This window comes from Pseudomonas fluorescens (assembly GCF_018614775.1).
Classification (GTDB): domain Bacteria; phylum Pseudomonadota; class Gammaproteobacteria; order Pseudomonadales; family Pseudomonadaceae; genus Aquipseudomonas; species Aquipseudomonas fluorescens_BY.
In genome coordinates this window covers 1-22,046 of sequence record NZ_JAGGOF010000073.1, presented here as the reverse complement: position 1 = coordinate 22,046, position 22,046 = coordinate 1, and the positions used below count along the sequence as shown (strand labels likewise).

Here is a 22,046-nt window from a genome sequence, read left to right as displayed (position 1 = left end):
TCGTGGCGCCTGGCATTTTGAGAGGGACCGCCTGGTTTCGCTCCCGTGGCCCGAACTCATGAAGGGTTGTCGAGAGACAGACTTCGCCTACCAGGCGGTTTATCGGTACCTGACCACGCTGATCAACGAACTGGGGGTTGATACCCGGGTGCGCCTGCCGTCGCTGCGACAACTGGCCGAGCGCCTCAACGTATCGATTTCAACCATTCAGTACGCTTATTCGTTGCTGGAGAAGGAGGGGCGGGTCTACTCGATTGCCAAGTCTGGCTATTACGCGTTGCCAGTACCCTGCGTCGCGAACCTGGGCGGCGATGGCGATTTGCTCGAAACCCTGTACGTCAATGTCCGGCGGCCGGGCATGCTCGTGCTTAGCGCGGATGAGCCGGCCTCGATGCAGCCGCTGGACAGTCCGTTGTTGTTGCTCGAACGTGAATTGCTGCGCCAGTACCCACGATCTTCGCAGACACCCTTGCAGCCCTGGGGCGAGCAGGAGCTGCGCACGGCGCTGGCAGCCCGCTACACCTCTTCGCCGGCCCGTTGCTGGAATGCCGATGATGTCTACCTTGGCGCCGACCTGCGTGGCGTCCTGGAGATCCTTATCGTCGTGCTGACGCTCAGGGATACGACTGTCCTGATCGAGTCGCCCTGCGACTGGACGGTCCTGCGCTTGCTGCAAGCGGCCAGCATCAACGTCATCGAGTTGCCGCTGCAAGCGGGCGGTGAAATCAATATCGAGCAGCTCGAACACCTGCTGGAGCGCGAAACCGTACGCCTGGTGGTGCTGTCTTCGGTCCTCAGCATGCCCAGCGGAACGCGGGTTCCGGAAGAGAACCGTCGTACCGTCGCCGATCTGCTGCAGCGGCATGGCACCTGGGTCCTGGAGAACGACAGTTATGCGGACCTGGCGTTTGAGGCAGGGGTGACACCGTTTCGCGACTTGCTCGACCCGGACCGGCTGATCGTCTATTCCACGTTCGAGAAAACCATCGGTCCGGAGGCACCCTATGGCTATGTACTGTCGCGCCAGTTGACCGCGCATCTGCAGCGACATTTTCTGCTGCGTGCGTTTCGTCTGTCGCCGATCCGCCAGAAAGCCATCGCCCGCTTGTACAGCAACGGCAGGATTGACCAGCATCTGCTGGTATTGCGGCGTCTGCTGCGAGAAAGCGCGACGTCAGCGACACAGCTGTTGCGCGAGCGGTTGGGCGACAGCCTCCATTGGGCAGAGCCCCAGGGTGGCGCGACGATCTGGTTGCAGTCGACGCGGCAGGTTGACCTGCGGCGGGTTTTCCATCGGCTGCTGGCCCAGCGAATCGTCATCGCGCCCGGCGAACTGTTCAGTCTCCAGGGGCTGTATACGCAACACATGCGCCTGACTCACGCCTTGAGTGGTTCACATGACCTGGACGCGGCACTCTGTGCACTGGCTGATGCGTTGCGACTTGAGCAATCGTAATCCGACAGCGATGGATCGAACCCGTCGCTTCACGGTCGAACTGTCAGTAAACTGCATCCCATTTCCCGAGCCACTCCATCCAGAGGTTTTGCATGACAGTCAGTCCATTTGCGGGCAAGCCGGCACCGGCAGAGTTGTTGATCGATATCCCGCGACTGGTGACGGCCTATTACACCGGCCGCCCCGATGCATCGGTTGCGACCCAGCGCGTGGCATTCGGCACCTCCGGCCACCGTGGCAGCTCCTTTGACCTGGGTTTCAACGAATGGCATGTGTTGGCAATCAGCCAGGCGATCTGTCTGTACCGTGAAGCCCAGGGCATCGACGGTCCACTGTTCATTGGTATCGACACCCACGCGTTGTCGACGCCGGCAGGCGCCAGCGCCCTGGAAGTGTTCGCCGCCAATGGCGTGACCGTGATGATCGCCGAAGGGGATGAATACACCCCGACACCGGCCATTTCCCACGCCATTCTTTGCTACAACCGTGGTCGCACCACCGGCCTGGCAGACGGCATTGTCATCACCCCGTCCCACAACCCGCCTCAAAGCGGTGGCTACAAGTACAACCCCACCAACGGCGGTCCGGCCGATACCCACGTCACCAAATGGATTGAAGCCAAGGCCAACGAGCTGCTGGCCAACCAGTTGGCGGGGGTCAAGCGCATCAGCTACGAGCAGGCCCTGAAGGCTGACACCACCCACCGCCACGACTACGTCAACACCTACGTGGCCGACCTGATCAACGTGATCGATTTCGACGCCATCCGCGCCGCCGGGCTGCACTTGGGCGTCGACCCGTTGGGCGGCGCCGGGGTGCGCTACTGGCCGGCGATTGCCGAGCATTACCGCCTGGACCTGGAGGTAGTGAACACCCAGGTGGATTCAACCTTCCGTTTCATGACCGTCGACTGGGACGGGCAGATCCGCATGGACCCGTCCTCCAGCCACGCCATGCAAGGGCTGATTGGCTTGAAAGAACGTTTTGACGTAGCGTTTGCCTGTGACCCGGATCATGACCGCCATGGCATCGTCACGCCGTCCGGTGGTCTGCTGGCCCCCAACAACTACCTGGCGGTGTCCATCGACTACCTGTTCCAGAACCGGCCGCAATGGCGCGCCGATGCCGCCGTGGGCAAGACCGTGGTCAGCAGCGGCCTGATCGATCGCGTGGCCAAGCGTCTGGGCCGCCGCCTCTACGAAGTACCGGTGGGTTTCAAGTGGTTTGCCGATGGCCTGTTCGATGGCTCCCTGGGCTTTGGTGGTGAAGAAAGCGCGGGCGCTTCCTTCCTGCGCAAGGACGGCGGTGTCTGGAGCACCGACAAGGATGGCCTGATCCCGGCGCTGCTGGCGGCCGAAATGACTGCCCGTACCGGACGTGACCCGAGCCAGGCCTACCGCGCCCTGACCGATGAACTGGGCGAACCGTTCTCGGTGCGCGTCGACGCCAAGGCCAGTCCGCAACAGAAGGCACTGCTGAGCAAGCTGTCGCCGGATCAGGTGGCGTCCACCGAACTGGCCGGGGAGAAGATCCAGAGCATCCTCAGCCACGCGCCGGGCAACGACCAGGCCATTGGCGGGCTGAAGGTGATGACCGAAAACGGCTGGTTCGCGGCACGTCCATCGGGTACAGAGGACATCTACAAGATCTACGCCGAAAGCTTCATTGGCGATGGGCACCTCAAGCAACTGGTGGCCGAGGCGCAGACGCTGGTGGACGGGGCTATTTCCGGGCAGTGATTGAAACCACCTGAACCCTATGGGAGCCGCCTGTGGGAGCCGAGCTTGCTCGCGATGAGGGCGTATCAGTCGGCACATAATTGACTGTTGCGCCGCCATCGCGAGCAAGCTCGCTCCCACAGGGGCAAGTGTCAGCTGTAGAACTCCATACAACTTTCACTTCATCGCTTAACCCCCTGACAGATAACATTTCAGGTGGAACCCGGCGGCAAATGCAGACACCATGTCCGCCATGGTTCAGCACACCGGAGTTCCACGCGTGTCGCAACACACCCCCGATCTTCCTCCCGAGCTTTTACCCCTGGCCCAGATGCCGTGGCTCAAACGCCTGGCCGCGCGCTTTTTCGGTCACGGCCTGACCCGCCTTCGGGCCCAGCATCGTGCATCCTGGTTGCACGGCCAGGCCGATGGCTTTCGCAGCGGTCATACCGCAGGTTTTGACTACGGCTATAAAGAAGGCCTCGAAGACGGGCGACAGGTCCTGTTGATCCGCGACTCCCGCAGCACAGAGCACCCGGCACCGCAGGTCGACGATTTACTGTTTGATGACTGGCGCCTGCCTCTGACCGCCGAATTGAAGAAGCGCATCAAGGCTGACGTCGTCCGGTTACTGCCGGCCCACGCACAGCCCAGTGCCGCGCAATGGAAGATGATATTCAGCGACACGCCGTCCACCTCGGTGGTCGCCGGGGCAGGCGCGGGCAAATCCACGACGTTGGTGCTGCGCATCGTGTTGCTGTCCCATTACCTGGGTTTTGAATTGGACTCGATGACCGTGGTGACGTTTACCCGGGAGTCGCGCAAGGATTTCATCCAGAAACTGATCGAGGTGTTTGCCCTCTGGGGGCGAACGGTCAGCCTCAAAGAGGCGCGTGACCTAGTACGGACCTTCCACTCGCGTATCCTGCCGATGGTGCGCAGCCTGCCGGGGTTTGAACGACTTCAAGCCTTCGAGGCCCTCAGCCACCGCGACACCGGCGACGACGATGGCCAAGGCAATCCCTTTGATTTGCGTATCAACGATGTCCAGCGCCAGCAACTCAACGCCTGTTATCACCGTCTTTACCAACGCGACGAGCGCTTTCGTGAGCTGATCAAGCCGTTGTCACGGAACGCCTTGCAGCTCAAGGCGCTGGAGCGCGATCATCCGGACGTGCAGAAACGAGTCGCCGTGACGGAACTGGCGGCCCAGCGCGATGACGCATTGTGCGATGCCATCGAAAACCTGTGGCGCCGCGCAGGTGCCTGGCCGATCAAAGGCATCGAGCCGAAACGGCAGACCTTTGAAATCAATGACTCGACGTTTCGCTGCCACGGCTACATTTCCTCCCTGGATGCCTGGGTCATGCTGGGTTTCGATTCGCAGGAAGATGGACGCGCGTCTCGCCCCGGGGCCAAGCTGAGTCTGCGGGCCGAATGGGCGGTAAAGCGCACGTTGTTTCAAGCTTTCTGCCGTAAGTCACTGATCTGGCTAGAAAGCTATGAGTCATCAAAGCGGGTGCTGGCTTCGCTGGCCGGAGATGCTAGCGCCGGTCCGGGATTCGATTACAAGGTCAAGGGGGAGCTGGCTTCAGCGCCTTTACTGGATTGTTTTGTCGCCGCCGCAGGCTTTATCGAGAACCTCGGCCTGGATGTCCCGGAGGCTGTCGGACGGATGTCGTTTGCCCAGGATGATCCCGATCGGTATTTCTTCGAGGCGTTGAGCCGCTATTGGCGGGCCTTCGAAGATCACTTGCTGGACCAGTCGCCGCCGGTCATGACTTACAACCGAATGTTTGCGTTGTTCAGCGAGCAATCGCCGGAAAACTTCAAGCTGTTGGGTGATGCATTGCTCAGGCCACTGTCGCACCTGATGATCGACGAGTTCCAGGACGTTTCGCCACAAATCGTCTCCTGGCTGCGCGCCAGCCTGCGGGAAGTGCGTAGTCGAGGCCCGGCGATGCATGTAGGACGCGGGGCCCAGCGCTCGTCGTTGCTCTGCGTCGGCGACGATTGGCAGTCGATCTATGGCTGGCGCGGCAGTTCGCCAAGCTACTTCATGGCCTTCAACAAACAGTTCCCGTCGCCGGCGACCACCCGGGTGATGCTGGCCGACAACTACCGCAGCCATCAATACATCATCGACGCAGCCGAGCATATCGTGCGCGCGGCGGCGGCGATCCCCGGGAAGAAGGCCAAGGCCAGTGGCCAACCTCGTTCGTTGAGCCCGGTCAACGTGCTGGATCGGGATGACGAGGGTTTGGCTCAGCGGTTGGATGAGCATTATCGCCAGGGCGATTCGATCTTGATGCTGTATCGAAAAAGCAGCGATAAGCTACTGATTGAAAAGCATATTCAGTCAATAGTTAATGTGGATTCTAGCTTGCCTTATGAGGCGCGACGGCTCCGGCAGATGACTTACCACAGTGCCAAGGGACTTCAGGCGGACGCGGTATTCCTGTTGGGTGACTGTCAGCACTTGACCAGCTCCCCCTATAAGAACCAGGTCTATCGAATGGCCGGGCTGGGCCAGGACGGTGATGCTGAACCGTACGACACGGCACAGAAGGATGAGATCCTGCGGTTGGCGTACGTGGGGATTACCCGGGCGGTGCAGCATTGCTATTGGTATGTGGATGCTCAGGACGGCCAGGCGGCGAATGCGCCCAAGGCGTCGGATCGTATTGGGGTAGGTAAGCCGTTTTTTGCTGATCATCGGCGTGCGCGCAACGGGTAATCTGTCGCTCGACGGTACCGCGATCCACCTGCGGGGAATAGTGGATCGCGGTAGTCAATCGGCACGCAGCGAATGTGTCATCGCAAACGGGCTTTGCTCCAATAAAGTGCTCCCCACAGGATCCGGTGTGGCGCTACAACCCCAATTCAGACAGCCCCGGATGGTCATCCGGCCGACGACCCAGGGGCCAATGGTATTTGCGCTCGCTTTCCTTGATCGGCAGGTCGTTGATGCAGGCGTAACGGCTGGACATCAGCCCGTGCTCGTCAAACTCCCAGTTTTCATTGCCATAGGAACGAAACCAGTTGCCCGAGTCGTCGTGCCATTCATAGGCGTAGCGCACGGCGATGCGATTGTCGGTGAACGCCCAGAGCTCCTTGATCAGCCGGTAGTCCAACTCCTTGGCCCATTTGCGGGTCAGGAACGCCTTGGCTTCCTCGCGGTCATGGATGAATTCGGCGCGGTTGCGCCATTGGGTGTCCAGCGTATAGGCCAGGGATACCCGCTGCGGGTCGCGGGAGTTCCAGCCGTCCTCGGCCAGGCGGACTTTTTCGATGGCGGACTCGCGGGTGAAGGGCGGCAACGGCGGACGGGCTTCAGCAGGGGCAGACATGGCAGATCTCCAGCGGGTGATAAATAAAAGGCACGACGCTAGCGATAGCATGTGAAGTGTGACAGCGCCAGCAAAGCGATGCTCCACAGGGTTACCTGTGATGGTGTAAGCTCATCCGCTCTTCGGAATCGACCTTTTGCGAGCCCTATGCCGTCGCTTTTCAAACGCTCCTTGCTGCCCAAGCTGCGCAGCTTTGCACTGACCGCTGATGCCGTGACCATCCTTGATGGCGCCGCCGAATTCCGCCGTTGCCTGCTGGAGAAAATCGCCCAGGCCACCCAGCGTATCTACATTGTTGCCCTGTACTTGCAACAGGACGAAGCCGGCCAGGAAATTCTCGATGCCTTGCACGCCGCCAAGGCGGCCCGTCCGGAACTGGATGTGGTCGTGGTGGTGGACTGGTTGCGGGCCCAGCGCGGGCTGATCGGTGCCAAGAAGCAGCCGGGCAATTCGGCGTGGTACCAGGAGCAGACGCGCAGCCACGCCAGTGAAGTACCGATCTACGGCGTACCGGTGCAGACCCGCGAGCTGTTCGGCGTGCTGCACTTGAAAGGCTTCGTGATCGACGATTGCGTGCTCTACAGCGGCGCGAGCCTGAATAACGTGTACCTGCACAAGTTCGACAAGTACCGCTACGACCGCTATCACCTGCTGCACAACACCGCCCTGGCCGACTCCATGCACCACCTGGTGCAACACGGCCTGATCACCTCCAAGGCCGTGCATCGCCTGGACCTGCCGAACCTGCCCAGCACCCGCAGCCTGCGCAAGGACATCGGCGACCTGCGCAGCCGGTTGAAATACGCGGCCTATGACACCACAGCCGGCAGCGTCGACAAGACTGGCCTGTCGGTGAGTCCGCTGCTGGGCGTGGGCAAGAACAATCCGCTGAGCCGGGTCATCGGCGAGTTGATCGCCAGCAGTCGCCAGCAACTGACCATCTGCACACCGTACTTCAACCTGCCCCTGGCCGTGACCCGTGAACTCAACCGCGCCCTGGCCCGCGGGGTCAAGATCGACATCATCGTCGGCGACAAGACCGCCAACGACTTCTACATCCCGCCGAGCGAGCCGTTCAAGATCATCGCGGCGCTGCCGTACCTGTATGAAATCAGCCTGCGGCGCTTCGCCAAGCGCCATCAGCGCTACATCGACAGCGGCCAGTTGAACCTGCATTTGTGGCGCGATGGCGACAACACCTATCACCTCAAGGGCATGTGGGTTGACGAGCGCTATACCTTGTTGACCGGCAACAACCTCAACCCGCGGGCCTTTCGACTGGACCTGGAAAACGCCTTGCTGCTGGACGACCCCAAGGGTGAATGGCTGGCGCCGCGCCGGAGCGAGCTTGAGCAGATCTTCCAGCACACGCGCCGGATCGAGCGTTTCCTGGACCTGGAAGCGCTGCCGGATTACCCGGCCGCCGTCGCCAAGTTCCTCAAGCGGGTCAGTCGGGTGCGGATCGAGCGGCTGCTTTACCGGATCCTGTGAACACCCGCATCGTGTCGGAAAAAGACACCATCTCCATCCAACTGGTGAGGGAAGCGCTGCTGCAAAGCTGCGCCCCCGGCGCGGCCACCGCTGAGGTGCTGAGCAAGGTGGGGATCGACCCGGTGCTCTTGGAGGATCCTCAGGCGCGCGTGCCGGCCCACGACTATGCGCGGCTCTGGCGGTTGCTGGCGCGGCGCCTGGATGACGAATTTTTCGGCATGGACCCGCGCAAGCTCAGGTCTGGCAGCCTGGCATTCCTCTGCCAGTGCGCCATGGCCCAACCCACCTTGGCGGCCGGGTTGACCGCGGGCCTCGGCTTTCTGTCGTTGATGCTCGAACACCTGCCGGCGCAGTGGGTGCGCCAGCAAAGCCTGGCGGAGATCGTCCTGCTGGAGGATGACCAGGAACCGCGGCGGGCCTTTACCTATTTCACCTATTGGATGATCGTCCATGGCGTGGCCTGCTGGCTGGCGGGGCGGCGCATCCCGATTCTGTCGGTCGAACTGCGCTGCCCGGCGCCGGACTTCTGCGACGATTATCGGGTGATGTTTTCCCAGAACCTGCGCTTCGACCGACCCCGCACCCGGATGATTTTCGCCGCTGAATGCCTGGACCTGCCCATCCGCCGCAGCACGGAGGAACTCAAGCGTTTCCTGGCCCAGGCGCCGGCCAATATCCTGGTCAAGTACCGCGACCCGCAAAGCCTCGCCAGTCGCATCCGGCATGACCTGCGACAATTACCCGCCGAGCAGTGGCCGGAAACCGATGCACTGGCCCAGCAGTTGTGCATGTCCGCCTCCACCCTGCGCCGACGCCTGGCAGAGGAGGGCCAGACCTATCAGGGGCTCAAGGACAGCGTGCGCAGGGAGCTGGCAATCGCCTGGCTGGCCGAGCCGTCGATCAGTTTCGTTGAAATCGCCGCGCGCCTGGGCTTTGCCGATGCCAGCTCTTTCTACAAAGCGTTTCGCAAATGGTCGGGGTCCAACCCGGGGCACTATCGCAGTCTGATTCTCAACGACCGTGGCTGATCGATGACAGCGCAATCCCGGTGTTGCTCCTGGGTTGCGCAACCGGCAACTTGCAGGAGTCGCCACGCCCGATCGGAAAGTACTGGAATCCGCGCTGCGCCAGGCGCTCTGAGTCGTACAGGTTCCGGCCATCGAAGATCACCGGGGCCTTGAGCCGTTTGTGGATCAGGTCGAAGTCCGGCGCTTTGAACTGTTGCCACTCGGTGCAGATGATCAGCGCATCGGCACCGCTGAGGGTTGCTTCCGGAGTGCCCATCAAGCTCAGATGGTGCTGGTCCTGATACAGCGATTGAGTCTGTTGCATGGCTTCTGGATCAAATGCCCGAACATGCGCCCCGGCTTCCCACAAGGCTTCCATCAGAACCCGGCTGGGGGCGTCGCGCATGTCATCGGTGTTGGGTTTGAACGCCAGGCCCCACACCGCGAACGTCTTGCCATGCAGGTCCCCCTCGTAGAACGCGTTGATGCGCTCGAACAGCTTCTGTTTCTGCCGTTGATTGATCGCCTCCACGGCCTGCAGCAGGTCATTGGAACATTGGACCTGTTGGGCGCTGTGGATCAATGCGCGCATGTCCTTGGGAAAGCAGGATCCACCGTACCCACAACCGGGATAGATGAAGTCATAACCGATCCGCGAGTCGGCGCCAATGCCCAGGCGCACCGATTCGACATCGGCGCCCAGATGCTCGGCGAGCTCGGCGATCTGGTTGATGAAGCTGATCTTGGTGGCGAGCATGCAGTTGGCGGCATATTTGGTCAGCTCCGCACTGCGCAGGTCCATGAACATGATTCGCTCGTGGTTGCGATTGAACGGCCCATAAAGCTCGCGCATCACGTCGCGGACGTCATCACGCTCGCACCCGATGACGATCCGGTCCGGACGCCTGCAGTCGGCAACGGCCGAGCCCTCCTTGAGAAATTCGGGGTTGGAGACGATATCGAAGTCCAGTGTCTGGCCATAGCGTTGCAGGGCTTGGGTGATTCGATCGCGCAGCGCATCCCCCGTACCGACAGGGACCGTGGACTTCTCCACGACGATGACCGGCTCGATACGGTGCCTGGCAATGGCTTCGCCTACCGCGAAGACGCTGCTCAAGTCCGCCGAACCGTCGGGGCGTGATGGCGTGCCCACGGCGATGAACAACACTTTGCCATGCTCTACGGCGAGCTTCTCCTCGCAGGTAAACCGCAGCCTCCCGTTATCCAGGTTGTCCTTGACCAACCCGGCCAGCCCGGGCTCGAAAATGCTGACATGGCCCTGGTTGAGGGCGGCCACTTTTTCGTAGTCGATGTCCATGCAGACGACGTCATGACCTACCTCCGCCAGAACGGTGGCTTGAACCAGGCCGACATAGCCGCTACCGAATACACTGATTTTCATACGACATTCCTGGACTCGGCCGCTTGAACGGGGCGAGAGTTGATGACAAGGACACCGAGGATGACCAACGTCACCCCCAGGCTTTTCGAAAGACTGAAGCCTTCATTGAAGACCGGCAGCGCAGCCGCGAGCAGGTACACCAACGCGTAGCTGATGCTGAGCAGCGAGTAGGCCCGGCCCAGCGGCAGGTCCCGCAGTGCCAGAAGCCAGCTGAGCATCGACAGGGCGTAGGCAAGAATGGCGCCCAGAACCACGGCTAGCGCCGTGGTGTCGAGGTGCTCGGTGAGCCCCGGCCCGGGCGGCGGAAGACGGCTCATGCTCCAGCGCAAAGCCAATTGTGCGGCGCTGACGAGCAGCACGCTGCCGAGCGCAAAGATGACGCCGCGACGAAGATTCATGCGTGTTGCCCCAGCAACATCACACCGACCATCACCAGCGCAACCCCCAACCAGTGGCGACGATCGACGGCTTCGTGAAATACGAACCGGCCGACTACGGTGATCAGGACGAAATTGAGGCTCAGCATCGGGTAGGCGATACCGACTTCCAGGCGCTGCAGCACCAGCAGCCACACCAGCAGACCGGCGCCCAGGGCGACAAGCGCCAACCACAGCCACGGTGATCGAAGTTTCCCGACCCAGCTCGACGACCCGCCGCGCCAACTTTCAACGGCGAACTTCTGGGCGATTTGTCCCAGGCAGGTCAGCAGGCAGGCAGCCAACAGCAACAACAGGCTCATGACGCCTCCTTGGGGAAGATCAGAATGACCAGGTTGCCACGTTCATAACGCGTTCCATCCTTGGGCAACCGTTCGATCTCCTGCAGTTCCTCATCGCCCTTGACCCGCATGACCACACCGACCGAGCCGCTCGCGCGGGCTTCGCGCATCCACTGTTGCACCTGTGCTGGGTCGACACGCTGGTGGATGCCGTCAGGGTAGGCCAGGCCATATTTCAGCTCGCCGATGGTGTTGTACAACGCCACCTCGGCACGTTTCAGGCGCCAGGCAAGGGCGGACGCCGCACCCAGATCGTTGCTCAGCAACTTGTCGGTGTGGCTGAGCGCCTGAAGGTGTTCGAGGATGAACTGGTCGGGCATTTTGTTGGTGACCACGGACGCGGGCATCGCAGCCGGTAGCAACCCGATCAGCAGCAGACTGCCGAAGGCCGGGGCGGCCCAAAACCGCAAGGGTCTGAGGGCCTGCAACAGGTTGGCGATAACCCAGCCGCCCAGGGCGAAGCACAGCAGCACCAGATTGTGTGGCTCACGGTCATAAAGCGGGTTTTTCAACTGCAGATAGGTCAGGGCGAGCAGCGCGACCAGGCCCAGCGTCAGGTTGAGCCAACCGTTGATGACAAGCGGCCGGCGTTGTTGCTGCTCCAGCCGGTCCGCGAGCGCATGGCCCATGAGCAGCGCCAGCGGCAGCAGGCATGGCAGGATGTAACTGGGCAATTTGCCTTTGCTGAGGCTGAAAAACAGCAGCGGCATCAACAGCCATAACGACAGGAACGCGATATTCGCCTGACCACGTGTTTGCCAGGCCTGGCGCAAGGCAGTTGGCAGCAGCGCCACCCATGGCAGACTGAACGCCACCAGCAGCGGCAGATAGAACCACCATGGCGCGTCATGCTGGGCATCGTCCCCGGCGAAACGCTGGATATGCTCGTGCCAGAAGAAAAACCGCCAGTAGTCCGGTTCCTCTGCGTGCACCGCCAGGGTCCAGGGCAGGCTGACGGCGATAGCCACGGCAATTGCCACCGGCCCGAAGACCAGCAACTCACGCCAGCGTCTTTGCCAAAGCATCCAGGGCAGGGCGACCAGCACCGGCAACAGCCAGGCGAGGAAGCCCTTGGTCAAGAAACCCATGCCGCAGGCCAGTCCCAGCATCGCCCAGCCGATCAAGCGTTGAGTGCTGCGGCCGCGGCTGTCCAGAGCAAACCACAAGGCCACCAGGCTCAGGTTGACCCAGAAGGTGAATTGCGGATCGAGGTTGGCGTAACCCGCCGCGCCGGCGATCACGGTCAGGCTCATGTACAACAGGGCGCAGACGAAACCCTTGCGAGGATCGTTCCACAGCCGCCGGGCCAGCAGATAGCACAGCATCACACTGAGGCCGGTGCTGATGGCCGAAGCGATGCGCACGCCGAACAGGTTTTCCCCGAACACAGCCTGGCCTAGGGCGATCATCCAGTAGCCCGCCGCGGGTTTCTCAAAATAGCGCAGGCTCATGAAATGCGGGGAAACCCAATCGCCGCTCAGCAACATGCCTTGGCTGACCTGGGCGTAACGGGTTTCGTCGGGGATCCATAGCCCATGGGTGCCCAACGGCAGCAGATAAGCCAGCAGGAAGGTCGCCAGCAGCAGCGGTAGTGCCCAGTGCTTGCTCATGCGCCTTGCACTCCCAGCCAGCCTTCCCGACCTTCGAGTGTGCCGCGTACCACGCGCCCCGCCGGCAGGTCGCCAACGGTTGGCGGCAACAGCTCGCCCAGCGGCTGGAAGCGGATAGTTCGTCGGCGCGCATCGGCCAACAATTGACGGAAATCGTTTGCCATCAATATCCCTTCCACTTCGGCATGGATCGTGTAGACGTTGAGCGTTTCGGCAGTAAAGCGCCCAAGAACATAAGCGTTGTAATCCTTGACCGTGACGTTCGGACCGACCACTTCATCGAAGGTCGGCAGGTCCACCGGAATCTGCGGCGTTCCCAGGCCACCGTCGGCCAGCACCGGCCGGAACAGGCTGCGCCCACGGCAATCGCTGTTGTAGCGAAAGCCAAACACCTGCTTGGCCTCGACCACTTGCGCATCGGCGCGCCAACCGGCCGCTGCCGAACACGTCACGGGTTCACCGAGGATGTCACTGAGGCTGTCCACGCCTCGGCGGATCTGCTCGATCAGTTGCGATTGCCCCCAACGCCCGGCATTGGCTTGCCAGCCATGGTGATCCCAGGCATGCAGGCCGACCTCATGGCCTGCGGCCCGGGCCTGACGCATCAGGTGCCCGAGATCGCGACCGATCGGCTTGCCGGGCCAGGCGGTACCGGCCAGCAGAATGTCCCAGCCGTACAGGCCCGCCGCATTGGAGCGCAACATTTTCCAGAGAAACCGGGGCCGGACCAGGCGCCAGAGGTGACGCCCCATGTTGTCCGGCCCGACGCTGAAGAAAAACGTCGCCTTGACCTGCGCCTCCTGGAGGATCTCCAGCAACTGCGGGACGCCCTCGCGGGTTCCGCGGTAGGTGTCGACATCGATTCGAAGACCCGCCTGCATCAGCGCTTGTCCGCGATTTCGCGCATGGCTTCGCGCAGGAAGAAATCCAGCGTGTTGCCAATGGTTTCGCTCATCTGCACGGTCGGGGTCCAGTCCAGCAGGCGCTTGGCATTGGCGATGCTTGGCTTGCGGTGCGACACGTCCTGATAACCGGTGCCATAAAAAGCCTTGCTTTCGACGTTGCGGAAACCGGCGAAGGGCGGGAAGTTGTCCCGCAGCGGGTGTGCCTCGAACTGTCGCAGCAGTTCCTCGCCCAATTGGCGAATGCTGGCTTCGTTGTCCGGGTTGCCAATATTGATGATCTGCCCGTCACAGGCGTCATTGTCGTTGTCGATGATCCGCGCCAGTGCCTCCACGCCGTCGGCGATGTCGGTGAAGCAGCGCTTCTGTTCACCGCCGTCGAACAGGCGAATGGGCGTGCCTTCCACCAGGTTGAGAATCAGTTGGGTAATCGCCCGGGAGCTGCCAATGCGCGCCGAGTCCAGCCGATCCAGCCGCGGACCCATCCAGTTGAAGGGACGGAACAAGGTGAACTTCAGGCCTTTCTGGCCATAGGCCCAGATCACCCGGTCGAGCAGTTGCTTGGAAATCGAATAGATCCAGCGTTGCTTGTTGATCGGGCCAACGACGAGATTGGAGGTGTCTTCATCGAAGTTGTTGTCCTGGCACATGCCGTAGACTTCGGACGTCGATGGGAAAATCACGCGCTTGTTGTATTTGACGCAGTAGCGGACCAGCTTCAGGTTTTCCTCGAAGTCCAGTTCGAACACCCGCAGCGGGTTGCGGGTGTATTCAATCGGCGTGGCGATGGCCACCAGCGGCAGGATCACGTCGCACTTCTTGATGTGGTATTCGATCCATTCGGAGTGAATGCTGATGTCGCCTTCGACGAAATGAAAGCGTGGGTGGTTGCGCAGACGGTCGATGGCATCGGAGCCGATGTCGAGGCCATACACCTCGTACCTGTCATCGCGCAGCAGCCGTTCCGACAGGTGATTACCGATAAAGCCGTTGACGCCCAGGATCAGCACCCGGGTGCGACGTGGGCCCCGGCCGGACTCGGTGCCGCGCAGCACGGAACCGTCAACCAGACCCAACTCATTGGCCAGTTGTGGCCCGCTCAGGTACAGGCCGTTTTCGTTACGTTGGCCTGAAGTGATCATCAGGGAATCCACGCCACATGCGATACGCAACGGGTTGACGCTGATGACGCGGCCCGGCTCCCGGCCTTCGTTGCCCCTGACGACTTCCGCGCTCCAGACAATCAGTTTGTGTTCGCCCACGGCGCAAAACGCCCCGGGATAAGGTTGAGTGACGGCGCGAACCAGGTTGAACAGCTCTTCGGCCGGGCGCTGCCATACGAGCTTGCCGTCGGCGGCGGTGCGTCGCCCGTACACCGTGGCCATGGTTTCGTCCTGTTCCACCTCGCTGACTTTGCCGGCCAACAGTGCAGGCAGCGTGTCGCGCAGCAGATCGGTAGCGGCCTGACGCAATTTGCCGTGCAGGCTCAACGCGGTGTCGCTGCGCTCGATGGCGACTTTTTGCTGGGCAAGGATCGCTCCGGCATCGGCGCGCTTGACCATGCGGTGCAGGGTTACGCCGGTCTCCGTTTCACCGTTGACCAGCACCCAGTTGGCCGGCGCCCGTCCGCGATAGCGTGGCAGCAACGAACCGTGCAGGTTGAACGCACCTTTACGGGCGGTAGCCAACAGCGGCTCGCTCAACAAGTGGCGGTAGTAGAACGAGAACAGGTACTCGGGATCGAGCTTGCCAATGCGTTCGATCCACAGTGGATGATTGACGTCCTCCGGGGCGTGAACGGCAATGCCCTTGCGTGCGCATAACTGTGCAACCGAGCCATAGAAGGCGTTTTCCCTGGGATCATCGGCATGAGTAAACACCGCGATAATCTCGAAGCCCGAGCTGAGAAGGGTTTCGATGCCGGCACAGCCAATATCGTGATAGGCGAAAACTACGGCTTTTGCGCTCATGAGTGAACCTGATCTGAAGAAGTGGGAGTAAGGCCGTCAACGGTGACAACAGGGGCTGGCGCGGCGGGTTGCCCCCGCAGGACTTTCTCGACGAAGAATCGGGGGCGGGCACGGACATCGCTGTACATCCGCCCCAGGTATTCGCCCAGCAAGCCCATGCCAATGAATTGCCCGCCGGTGAAGACGAACAGCACGGCGAACAGGACGAACGTCCCGCCGCCGGCCCAACCGGCGCCGAAAACCAGGCGCAGGATGATCAACGCGGTAGCGAACAGCACGCCCAGGCCGGCCATGGCGAAGCCGACGATGCTCAGCAAGCGCAGCGGGGTGGTGGTCATGCACGTGATCAGGTCAAACATCAGGTTGACCAGGCGCATGGCGCTGTACTTGGATTCCCCGTGTTCGCGTTCGGCATGACTCACCAGGATTTCCGTGGTGTGCCGAGCGAAGCTGTTGGCGAGGATCGGGATGAATGTGCTGCGTTCGCGACAGGCGAGCATGGCGTCGACGATGGACCGCCGGTAGGCGCGAAGCATGCAACCGTAGTCGCTCATGGCCACGCCGGTTGAGCGCTGGACCGCCAGGTTGATCAGTTTCGACGGCCAGCGTCGCAGTGCCGAATCCTGGCGGTTGTTGCGCACCGTGGCGACCACGTCATAGCCCAGTTCGGCCTGGGCCACCAAGCGTGGAATCTCTTCGGGTGGGTTCTGCAGGTCGGCGTCAAGGGTGATGATGACGTCGCCCTTGCACTGTTCGAAGCCGGCCATGATCGCCGCGTGCTGACCATAATTGCGGTTGAGGATGACCGCCACGATCGGGCTGCCCCGGCGGGCCGCTGCTTCTTCCAGTATCTGCGCCGAATCGTCCCGACTGCCGTCGTCGACCAGCACGATTTCGTACTGGTGGTGCAGCTGCCGGCAAGCCGCTTCGGTACGCTGAAGCAACTCGGGCAGGCTTCCCTCCTCGTTGTAGACCGGTATGACGATCGACACGCAGTTGATGGGGTACGGTTTCACAGGTGTGCGTCCAGGACGTTTTCAAGGGTGTCGACAACGCGATTCACATCGTCGTCGGTCATGTCGGGATACAGCGGAATCGAGCACAGGCGCGACGAGTTCCATTCGGTATTGGGCAGGTGAACGTCGGGGAAACGTTGACGGTAGTAGGTGTGCAGGTGCGTTGCGATGAAATGGATGCCCGTGCCGATGTGCTGCTCCTGCAGGGCTTTCATGAACGCTTCGCGGTCCAGGCCGCAGCGTTCGGCATCAATGCGCAGGATGAACAGGTGCCAGGCGTGCCGCTGCGCATGGGCCGGAATCGCCAGCGGCTGCACCTTCGATCCTTCCAGCCGGTGCAGGTAAGCCTTCGCCAGTTCGGTGCGCTTGGCGTTGATGGCGTCCAGGCGCTCCAGTTGCACAAGGGCAATGGCGGCGTTGATGTCTGCCAGGTTGTATTTGAAACCCGGCTCCATCACTTGCGCCTGGGGCTTGCGACCGTGCGTGAGCCGATCGTAGGCATCCACGCCGAGGCCGTGAAACTTGAGCATGCGCACCCGGGAGGCAAGCGCCTCATCGTCGCTGACGAACATGGCGCCTTCGGCGCAGGTCATGTTCTTGATGGCGTGAAACGAAAAGATCGCCGTGCCTTTCGCCCCGACGGGGCGCCCTTTGTAGAGGGTACCCGCCGCATGGGCGGCGTCTTCGATCACTGCAATACCGTGCTTGTCCGCCAGTGCATAAAGCGGGTCGAGATCAAACGCCGCGCCGGCGTAATGCACCGGAATGATCACTCTGGTACGCGGCGTGATCGCTGCCTCGATACTCGACAGATCACTCATCAGGGTATCGCGGTCCACGTCGACGAACACCGGCGTGGCGCCCAGCAGGCAGATCATGTTGGCGGTCGACACCCAGGTCTGGGACGGGGTGATGACTTCATCGCCGGGCCCGATTCCCAATGCCAGTAAGGTGATGTGCATGCCGCCGGTGGCTGACGAGAGTGCAACCGCATGCTGACAGCCGACATAGGCGGCAAACTGCTCTTCGAGTTGCTGGTTTTTGGGGCCAGTGGTGATCCAGCCAGAGCGCAGTACTTGCTCTACGGCGGCTATTTCTTCGTCGCCGATGCTGGGGCGAGAGAATGGAAGAAACGCTTGACTCATGTGCACCTCGAAGGCCGGGCAGACAATAATTTTTTAAAACGAGCAGTTGGATCCAACGACAGCGTAGACGTTAAAAGAAAAGCCGCATCAAAGGGTTACCTTGTAGGAAATGTACCGGAGGTTGTTTTATCGCCCGTTGCGCAACTGAGCGCTGACGACAGGTTGGCGCCGTATCCATTGAGGTTAAGCACGGCTTTTTGAAAGAAGTGTGAAAAAAAGCCAGATAAATAATTCTTCACGGATAAGCTCGGCCCGACTTGCAGCACAAGGGCTTACATCGCCAATGGAAAAAGGCTTACAGCGACTTTTTAATTTGGATTACGTTTTTGCGACTGGGCGCGGATGTTTTAAACGGTGGGGTAACAAGCGTTGGCGTTCCGGGCAAGTGACGCGCCGTGCTAGCGCGTCATGTTTTAATCATAAAACCGTCATTTACTTTTGATAAAAGGCTCTGCAAGTGCCAGAAAAAGTCTGGCCATTAAACAGAGTTCATTATGCAAGTGACTGTTTTTGATAGCGGGTGGGTTGGCTTCACTGAGTTTTCCTGTACCCAGGCTGGACAAGGGTCAGGCGCATGAAAGTTCTGGTCACCGGCGCCGCGGGTTTTATCGGGTTTCATACGGCCAAGCGCCTATGCAGCGAAGGCCATCAGGTCGTCGGCATCGACAACCTCAACAGTTACTACAGCGTCGAACTGAAACAGGCTCGGCTGGCGCAGTTGGCTGTCTTCAGCAACTTCCAGTTCCAGCGGATGGACGTGGCGGACAAGCCAGCGTTGCTGCAGCTGTTCGCCGAGCATGCCTTTGAGCAAGTCGTTCACCTGGCAGCCCAGGCCGGTGTGCGCTATTCCATCGACCATCCCGACGTGTACGCGCAAAGCAATCTGGTGGGCTTTCTCAATGTGTTGGAGGCCTGCCGCACGCATAAGCCGGCGCACCTGGTGTTTGCTTCGAGCAGTTCGGTCTACGGACTGAATGATCGCCTGCCGTATAGCATCGATGACCCGGTCGATCAGCCCGTGTCCTTCTATGCGGCGACCAAACGCGCCAACGAGTTGATGGCCCACGCGTATTCGCACCTCTATGGTATTCCCACCACCGGCCTGCGCTTTTTTACCGTGTATGGACCGTGGGGGCGGCCCGACATGGCGCCGTTCAGATTCACCGAGGCCATCCTTGATGGTCGCCCGCTGGACGTCTACAACGACGGCGCGATGTCGCGGGATTTCACCCATGTCGACGACATCGTCGAGGCGCTGGTGCGCTTGCTGCCGCTGCCACCGACTGACGTGACTGGCGTGCACAACAAGGTCTACAACATCGGGTTTGGCGCGCCGGTAAAGCTGCTGCAATTCATCGAGTGCCTGGAAGAGTCACTGGGCGTGCGCGCCATAAAGAACTTCTTGCCGTTGCAGGCGGGCGACGTGGTCAACACCTGGGCGGACACCCGTGAGCTGGAGGCGCGAGTGGGGTTTCGCCCGCAGGTCGCCGTGCCCACCGGGGTGCAGTCATTTGTCGATTGGTATCGCAGCTATTACGGCGTCTAACCGCTCATTGCTCATTTTTAACGGGAGCGTCATGCACGAAACCCCCTATGTGTCGGTGCTGATTCCGGCCAAGAACGAAGCCGGCAACCTCATTCCATTGTTGGAAGAGGTGCGTGCCGCGTTGGTCAACGAAACCTTTGAAATCATCGTGGTGGACGACGGCAGCACCGATGCCACGGCGGCTGAGCTGCGAGCCTTGCAGGGTGACGGTTTCCCGCAACTTCGCGTCCTCAGCCATGCCCGGTCCCTGGGGCAGAGCACCTCGGTTCACCATGCTGCCCAGGTGGCGCGCGGGCATTGGCTGGCAACGCTTGATGGCGATGGGCAGAACGACCCGGCTGATCTGCCGAAGATGCTTGATCGGGTCCGTGGATCCGAAGGCCAGCCCGGAGGCGTCAAGCTGGTGGCGGGGCACCGTGTCAACCGGCGGGACACGGCGAGCAAGCGCTGGGCCTCGCGGTTTGCCAACAAGCTGCGTGCCAGCTTGCTCAAGGACCAGACCCCCGACACCGGCTGCGGCATCAAGTTGATCGAGCGCGAGGCGTTCCTGCGCCTGCCGTACTTCGATCACATGCACCGTTTCATCCCGGCGCTGATCCGCCGGCATAACGGCCGGATGCTGGTGCAACCGGTGAACCACCGTGAACGCGGGGCAGGGGTGTCCAACTACGGGAACCTCGACCGTGCCCTGGTGGGCATCGTCGATCTGTTCGGCGTGTGGTGGCTGATAAAGCGCACGCGCCTGGACGTCAACGCACAAGAAACCGAGGTCTGACATGGGCAGAGAATCTTTGTGGCTGGCCGTAGGCTTCAGCGGTCAGTTGGCCTTCACCGGGCGTTTTGCCCTGCAATGGCTCTACAGTGAATACAAGAAGCGCAGCATGATCCCCGTGGGGTTCTGGTACTTGAGCATCGTCGGCAGCGCGTTGTTACTGGCCTATGCGATCTACCGCGAAGACCCGGTGTTTATCGTCGGCCAGTCGTTCGGTTTCGTGGTGTACCTGCGCAACTTGCAACTGATCGCCAAGCACCAGGAACAGGCCAACCGTGAATTGGACGAGAAGGGCTGACAGGGTGCGGATACGCTTGGCTTCCTCACGGCTGGAGTGGCTGGCTGTCGTGCTGTTGACGCTGGTCATGGTGGGCGCCGGTCTTGGCTGGCGCCAACCGATGAATGTCGATGAAGAGCGTTTCCTCGGCGTCGCCCTGGAAATGCTGCAGAACGGTTCGTGGTTCATTCCCCATCGCGCCGGCGAGATCTACGCCGACAAACCGCCGTTGTTCATGTGGGCGGTGGCGCTGTTCGTGCAACTCACCCACGTGCCAAAAATCGCTCTGTACCTGCCTGCGCTGTTGGCCAGCGCGGTGACCACGGCCTGTTTGTATGACCTGGGCCGACGCCTGTGGGGACGCCGGGTCGGGGTGATCGCCGTGCTGTTGTTTCTCGCGACCTACCAGACCTACAGCATTCTGCGGACGGGGCAAATCGATGGTTTCCTGGCACTCTGGACCATCCTCGGGATCTATGGCCTGTGCCGGCATCTATTGCTCGGCCCGGAATGGCGCTGGTATTACCTGGCCTGCGCCGCCATGGGATTTGGCATCATCAGCAAAGGCGTGGGTTTTCTCCCGGCGCTGATGCTCGTTCCCTATGCGTACGCGGTGCGCAAAGGCTGGAAAGGCGTGGTGCCGATGCCCGGCAAGGCGGGGGCCTGGTGGTTGGGATTGCTGGTGGCGTTGGCGGCCATTGCATTCTGGCTCGGCCCGTTGCTGATGATCGTCTGGCAGGGCAGCCCAGACAGCCTGGCGTATGCCCAGGAAATTCTGCTCAAGCAGACAGCTGGCCGATATGCCAATGCCTGGGAGCACCGTGAGCCCTTCTGGTATTTCTTCGTCCAGGTGATGCCCAAGTACTGGTTGCCGATTGTCTTCATGCTTCCTTGGCTGGTACCGGCCTGGCGCAAGCAACTGCTCAAGCATGACGGTCGGGTGTTGGTGCTGCTGGGCTGGGTGGTACTGGTGTTGCTGTTCTTCAGCCTGAGCAGCGGCAAGCGCAAGCTGTACATCTTCCCGGCGTTGCCGGCCTTGATTCTGGTGGTAGCGCCACTGGTTCCATGGATGCTGCGCCGTTGGTTCGGCCAGCGCCCACGGGGCAGGATGGTGTTCGCCGTGGTGACCGCGGTGTGGCTGTGCGCGTGGTTTGCCCGAGGCTTTATCGAGCCGCACAAGGAAGGCATCAACCCCCACGAAACCCTCATGCGCGATGTGGGCCGGTTGACGAAGGGCGCCGATCTGGCACTTGTGGGCTGGCGCGAGGGCCATTGGTTGTTCGCGCAACAGCCTGTTGTGCATTTCGGTTTCTACAACCGCCATTCACTGGAACAGTCCGCCCAGTGGCTGCGCAGCCATCCCCAGGCCTTTGCCCTGGTGCCCGGGCGGGAAATGGCCCGCTGTTATGACCCACAGAAGGCCCAACGTGTTGGCGATACCTCCAGGGCCGAGTGGTTTCTGGTGGGGGCTGATGCCGATAACCGGAGCTGCCAGTCTCCGGGCGTGGAGAAGGTTTATTCATTTGCGTGGAAGCGACCTTTGTAGCATCTGAGGGTGTACCGGGCGGAGACCCTGTGGGAGCGGGCTTGAACTGGTCAAGTAATA

Annotated in this window: 18 protein-coding genes; 9 read left to right on the top strand and 9 right to left on the bottom strand. The window is 61.2% G+C overall.

Annotated features, from left to right (window positions below; all coding sequences use genetic code 11):
• Window positions 1-58: 58 nt before the first annotated feature.
• The 3 genes from J7E36_RS18760 (at window position 59) to J7E36_RS18750 (ending at window position 5,911) form a co-directional block, all read left to right on the top strand.
• Window positions 59-1,456 carry a PLP-dependent aminotransferase family protein gene (locus J7E36_RS18760; RefSeq protein ID WP_215006072.1) on the top strand — a complete coding sequence of 466 codons (1,398 nt, stop codon included), beginning with the start codon at window positions 59-61 and terminating at the stop codon, window positions 1,454-1,456.
• A 92-nt stretch (window positions 1,457-1,548) separates the two neighbouring features.
• On the top strand, window positions 1,549-3,195 hold the full coding sequence (gene pgm, locus J7E36_RS18755) for a phosphoglucomutase (alpha-D-glucose-1,6-bisphosphate-dependent) (RefSeq protein ID WP_215006069.1): 1,647 nt from the start codon (window positions 1,549-1,551) through the stop codon (window positions 3,193-3,195).
• A gap of 310 nt (window positions 3,196-3,505) precedes the next feature.
• Window positions 3,506-5,911 carry a UvrD-helicase domain-containing protein gene (locus tag J7E36_RS18750; RefSeq protein WP_251030686.1) on the top strand — a complete coding sequence of 802 codons (2,406 nt, stop codon included), beginning with the start codon at window positions 3,506-3,508 and terminating at the stop codon, window positions 5,909-5,911.
• A gap of 133 nt (window positions 5,912-6,044) precedes the next feature.
• Here the strand turns inward: J7E36_RS18750 and J7E36_RS18745 are convergent, their stop codons facing one another.
• Window positions 6,045-6,524 (bottom strand): DUF1348 family protein, encoded by a 480-nt coding sequence (locus J7E36_RS18745; RefSeq protein ID WP_215006063.1) that lies wholly within the window; start codon window positions 6,522-6,524, stop codon window positions 6,045-6,047.
• 147 nt (window positions 6,525-6,671) lie between these two features.
• Here J7E36_RS18745 and pssA point away from each other — a divergent pair, with 147 nt between their 5' ends.
• Window positions 6,672-8,015 (top strand): CDP-diacylglycerol--serine O-phosphatidyltransferase, encoded by a 1,344-nt coding sequence (gene pssA, locus J7E36_RS18740; RefSeq protein WP_215006060.1) that lies wholly within the window; start codon window positions 6,672-6,674, stop codon window positions 8,013-8,015.
• 11 nt (window positions 8,016-8,026) lie between these two features.
• Window positions 8,027-9,043: an AraC family transcriptional regulator gene (locus J7E36_RS18735; protein ID WP_215006199.1), complete on the top strand. Its 1,017-nt coding sequence runs from the start codon at window positions 8,027-8,029 to the stop codon at window positions 9,041-9,043.
• Here the strand turns inward: J7E36_RS18735 and J7E36_RS18730 are convergent.
• Genes J7E36_RS18730 through arnB form a run of 8 tightly spaced genes read right to left on the bottom strand, consistent with a single transcriptional unit; the run spans window position 9,027 to window position 17,845 of the window.
• Window positions 9,027-10,424 carry a UDP-glucose dehydrogenase family protein gene (locus J7E36_RS18730; protein WP_215006057.1) on the bottom strand — a complete coding sequence of 466 codons (1,398 nt, stop codon included), beginning with the start codon at window positions 10,422-10,424 and terminating at the stop codon, window positions 9,027-9,029. The two genes, J7E36_RS18735 and J7E36_RS18730, sit on opposite strands and share 17 nt — an antisense overlap.
• A complete protein-coding gene (gene arnF, locus J7E36_RS18725; RefSeq protein ID WP_215006054.1) occupies window positions 10,421-10,822 on the bottom strand; it encodes a 4-amino-4-deoxy-L-arabinose-phosphoundecaprenol flippase subunit ArnF in 402 nt (133 codons plus the stop codon). The genes J7E36_RS18730 and arnF overlap by 4 nt, the downstream gene beginning before the upstream one ends.
• Window positions 10,819-11,163: a 4-amino-4-deoxy-L-arabinose-phosphoundecaprenol flippase subunit ArnE gene (arnE, locus tag J7E36_RS18720; RefSeq protein WP_215006051.1), complete on the bottom strand. Its 345-nt coding sequence runs from the start codon at window positions 11,161-11,163 to the stop codon at window positions 10,819-10,821. Before arnE ends, arnF begins: the two co-directional genes overlap by 4 nt.
• Window positions 11,160-12,812 carry a lipid IV(A) 4-amino-4-deoxy-L-arabinosyltransferase gene (gene arnT / locus J7E36_RS18715; protein ID WP_215006048.1) on the bottom strand — a complete coding sequence of 551 codons (1,653 nt, stop codon included), beginning with the start codon at window positions 12,810-12,812 and terminating at the stop codon, window positions 11,160-11,162. Before arnT ends, arnE begins: the two co-directional genes overlap by 4 nt.
• Window positions 12,809-13,693: a 4-deoxy-4-formamido-L-arabinose-phosphoundecaprenol deformylase gene (gene arnD / locus J7E36_RS18710; RefSeq protein ID WP_215006045.1), complete on the bottom strand. Its 885-nt coding sequence runs from the start codon at window positions 13,691-13,693 to the stop codon at window positions 12,809-12,811. Before arnD ends, arnT begins: the two co-directional genes overlap by 4 nt.
• Window positions 13,693-15,684 carry a bifunctional UDP-4-amino-4-deoxy-L-arabinose formyltransferase/UDP-glucuronic acid oxidase ArnA gene (gene arnA, locus J7E36_RS18705; protein WP_215006042.1) on the bottom strand — a complete coding sequence of 664 codons (1,992 nt, stop codon included), beginning with the start codon at window positions 15,682-15,684 and terminating at the stop codon, window positions 13,693-13,695. The genes arnD and arnA overlap by 1 nt, the downstream gene beginning before the upstream one ends.
• On the bottom strand, window positions 15,681-16,700 hold the full coding sequence (arnC, locus tag J7E36_RS18700; protein ID WP_215006039.1) for an undecaprenyl-phosphate 4-deoxy-4-formamido-L-arabinose transferase: 1,020 nt from the start codon (window positions 16,698-16,700) through the stop codon (window positions 15,681-15,683). The genes arnA and arnC overlap by 4 nt, the downstream gene beginning before the upstream one ends.
• On the bottom strand, window positions 16,697-17,845 hold the full coding sequence (gene arnB, locus J7E36_RS18695; RefSeq protein WP_215006036.1) for a UDP-4-amino-4-deoxy-L-arabinose aminotransferase: 1,149 nt from the start codon (window positions 17,843-17,845) through the stop codon (window positions 16,697-16,699). Before arnB ends, arnC begins: the two co-directional genes overlap by 4 nt.
• Before the next feature lie 574 nt (window positions 17,846-18,419).
• Here arnB and J7E36_RS18690 point away from each other — a divergent pair.
• The 4 genes from J7E36_RS18690 to J7E36_RS18675 all read left to right on the top strand — a co-directional run bounded on the left by J7E36_RS18690 (window position 18,420) and on the right by J7E36_RS18675 (window position 21,986).
• Window positions 18,420-19,391, top strand: a complete 972-nt coding sequence (locus J7E36_RS18690; RefSeq protein ID WP_215006033.1) for an NAD-dependent epimerase — start codon at window positions 18,420-18,422, stop codon at window positions 19,389-19,391.
• A gap of 31 nt (window positions 19,392-19,422) precedes the next feature.
• Entirely contained in the window at window positions 19,423-20,166 is a 744-nt protein-coding gene (locus J7E36_RS18685) for a glycosyltransferase family 2 protein (RefSeq protein ID WP_215006014.1), read from the top strand.
• Window position 20,167: 1 nt separating this feature from the next.
• Window positions 20,168-20,461: a lipid-A-disaccharide synthase N-terminal domain-containing protein gene (locus J7E36_RS18680; RefSeq protein WP_215006011.1), complete on the top strand. Its 294-nt coding sequence runs from the start codon at window positions 20,168-20,170 to the stop codon at window positions 20,459-20,461.
• Between the two features lie 67 nt (window positions 20,462-20,528).
• Window positions 20,529-21,986, top strand: coding sequence for an ArnT family glycosyltransferase (locus J7E36_RS18675; protein WP_231286520.1), 1,458 nt, complete (start codon window positions 20,529-20,531; stop codon window positions 21,984-21,986).
• Window positions 21,987-22,046 lie beyond the last annotated feature (60 nt).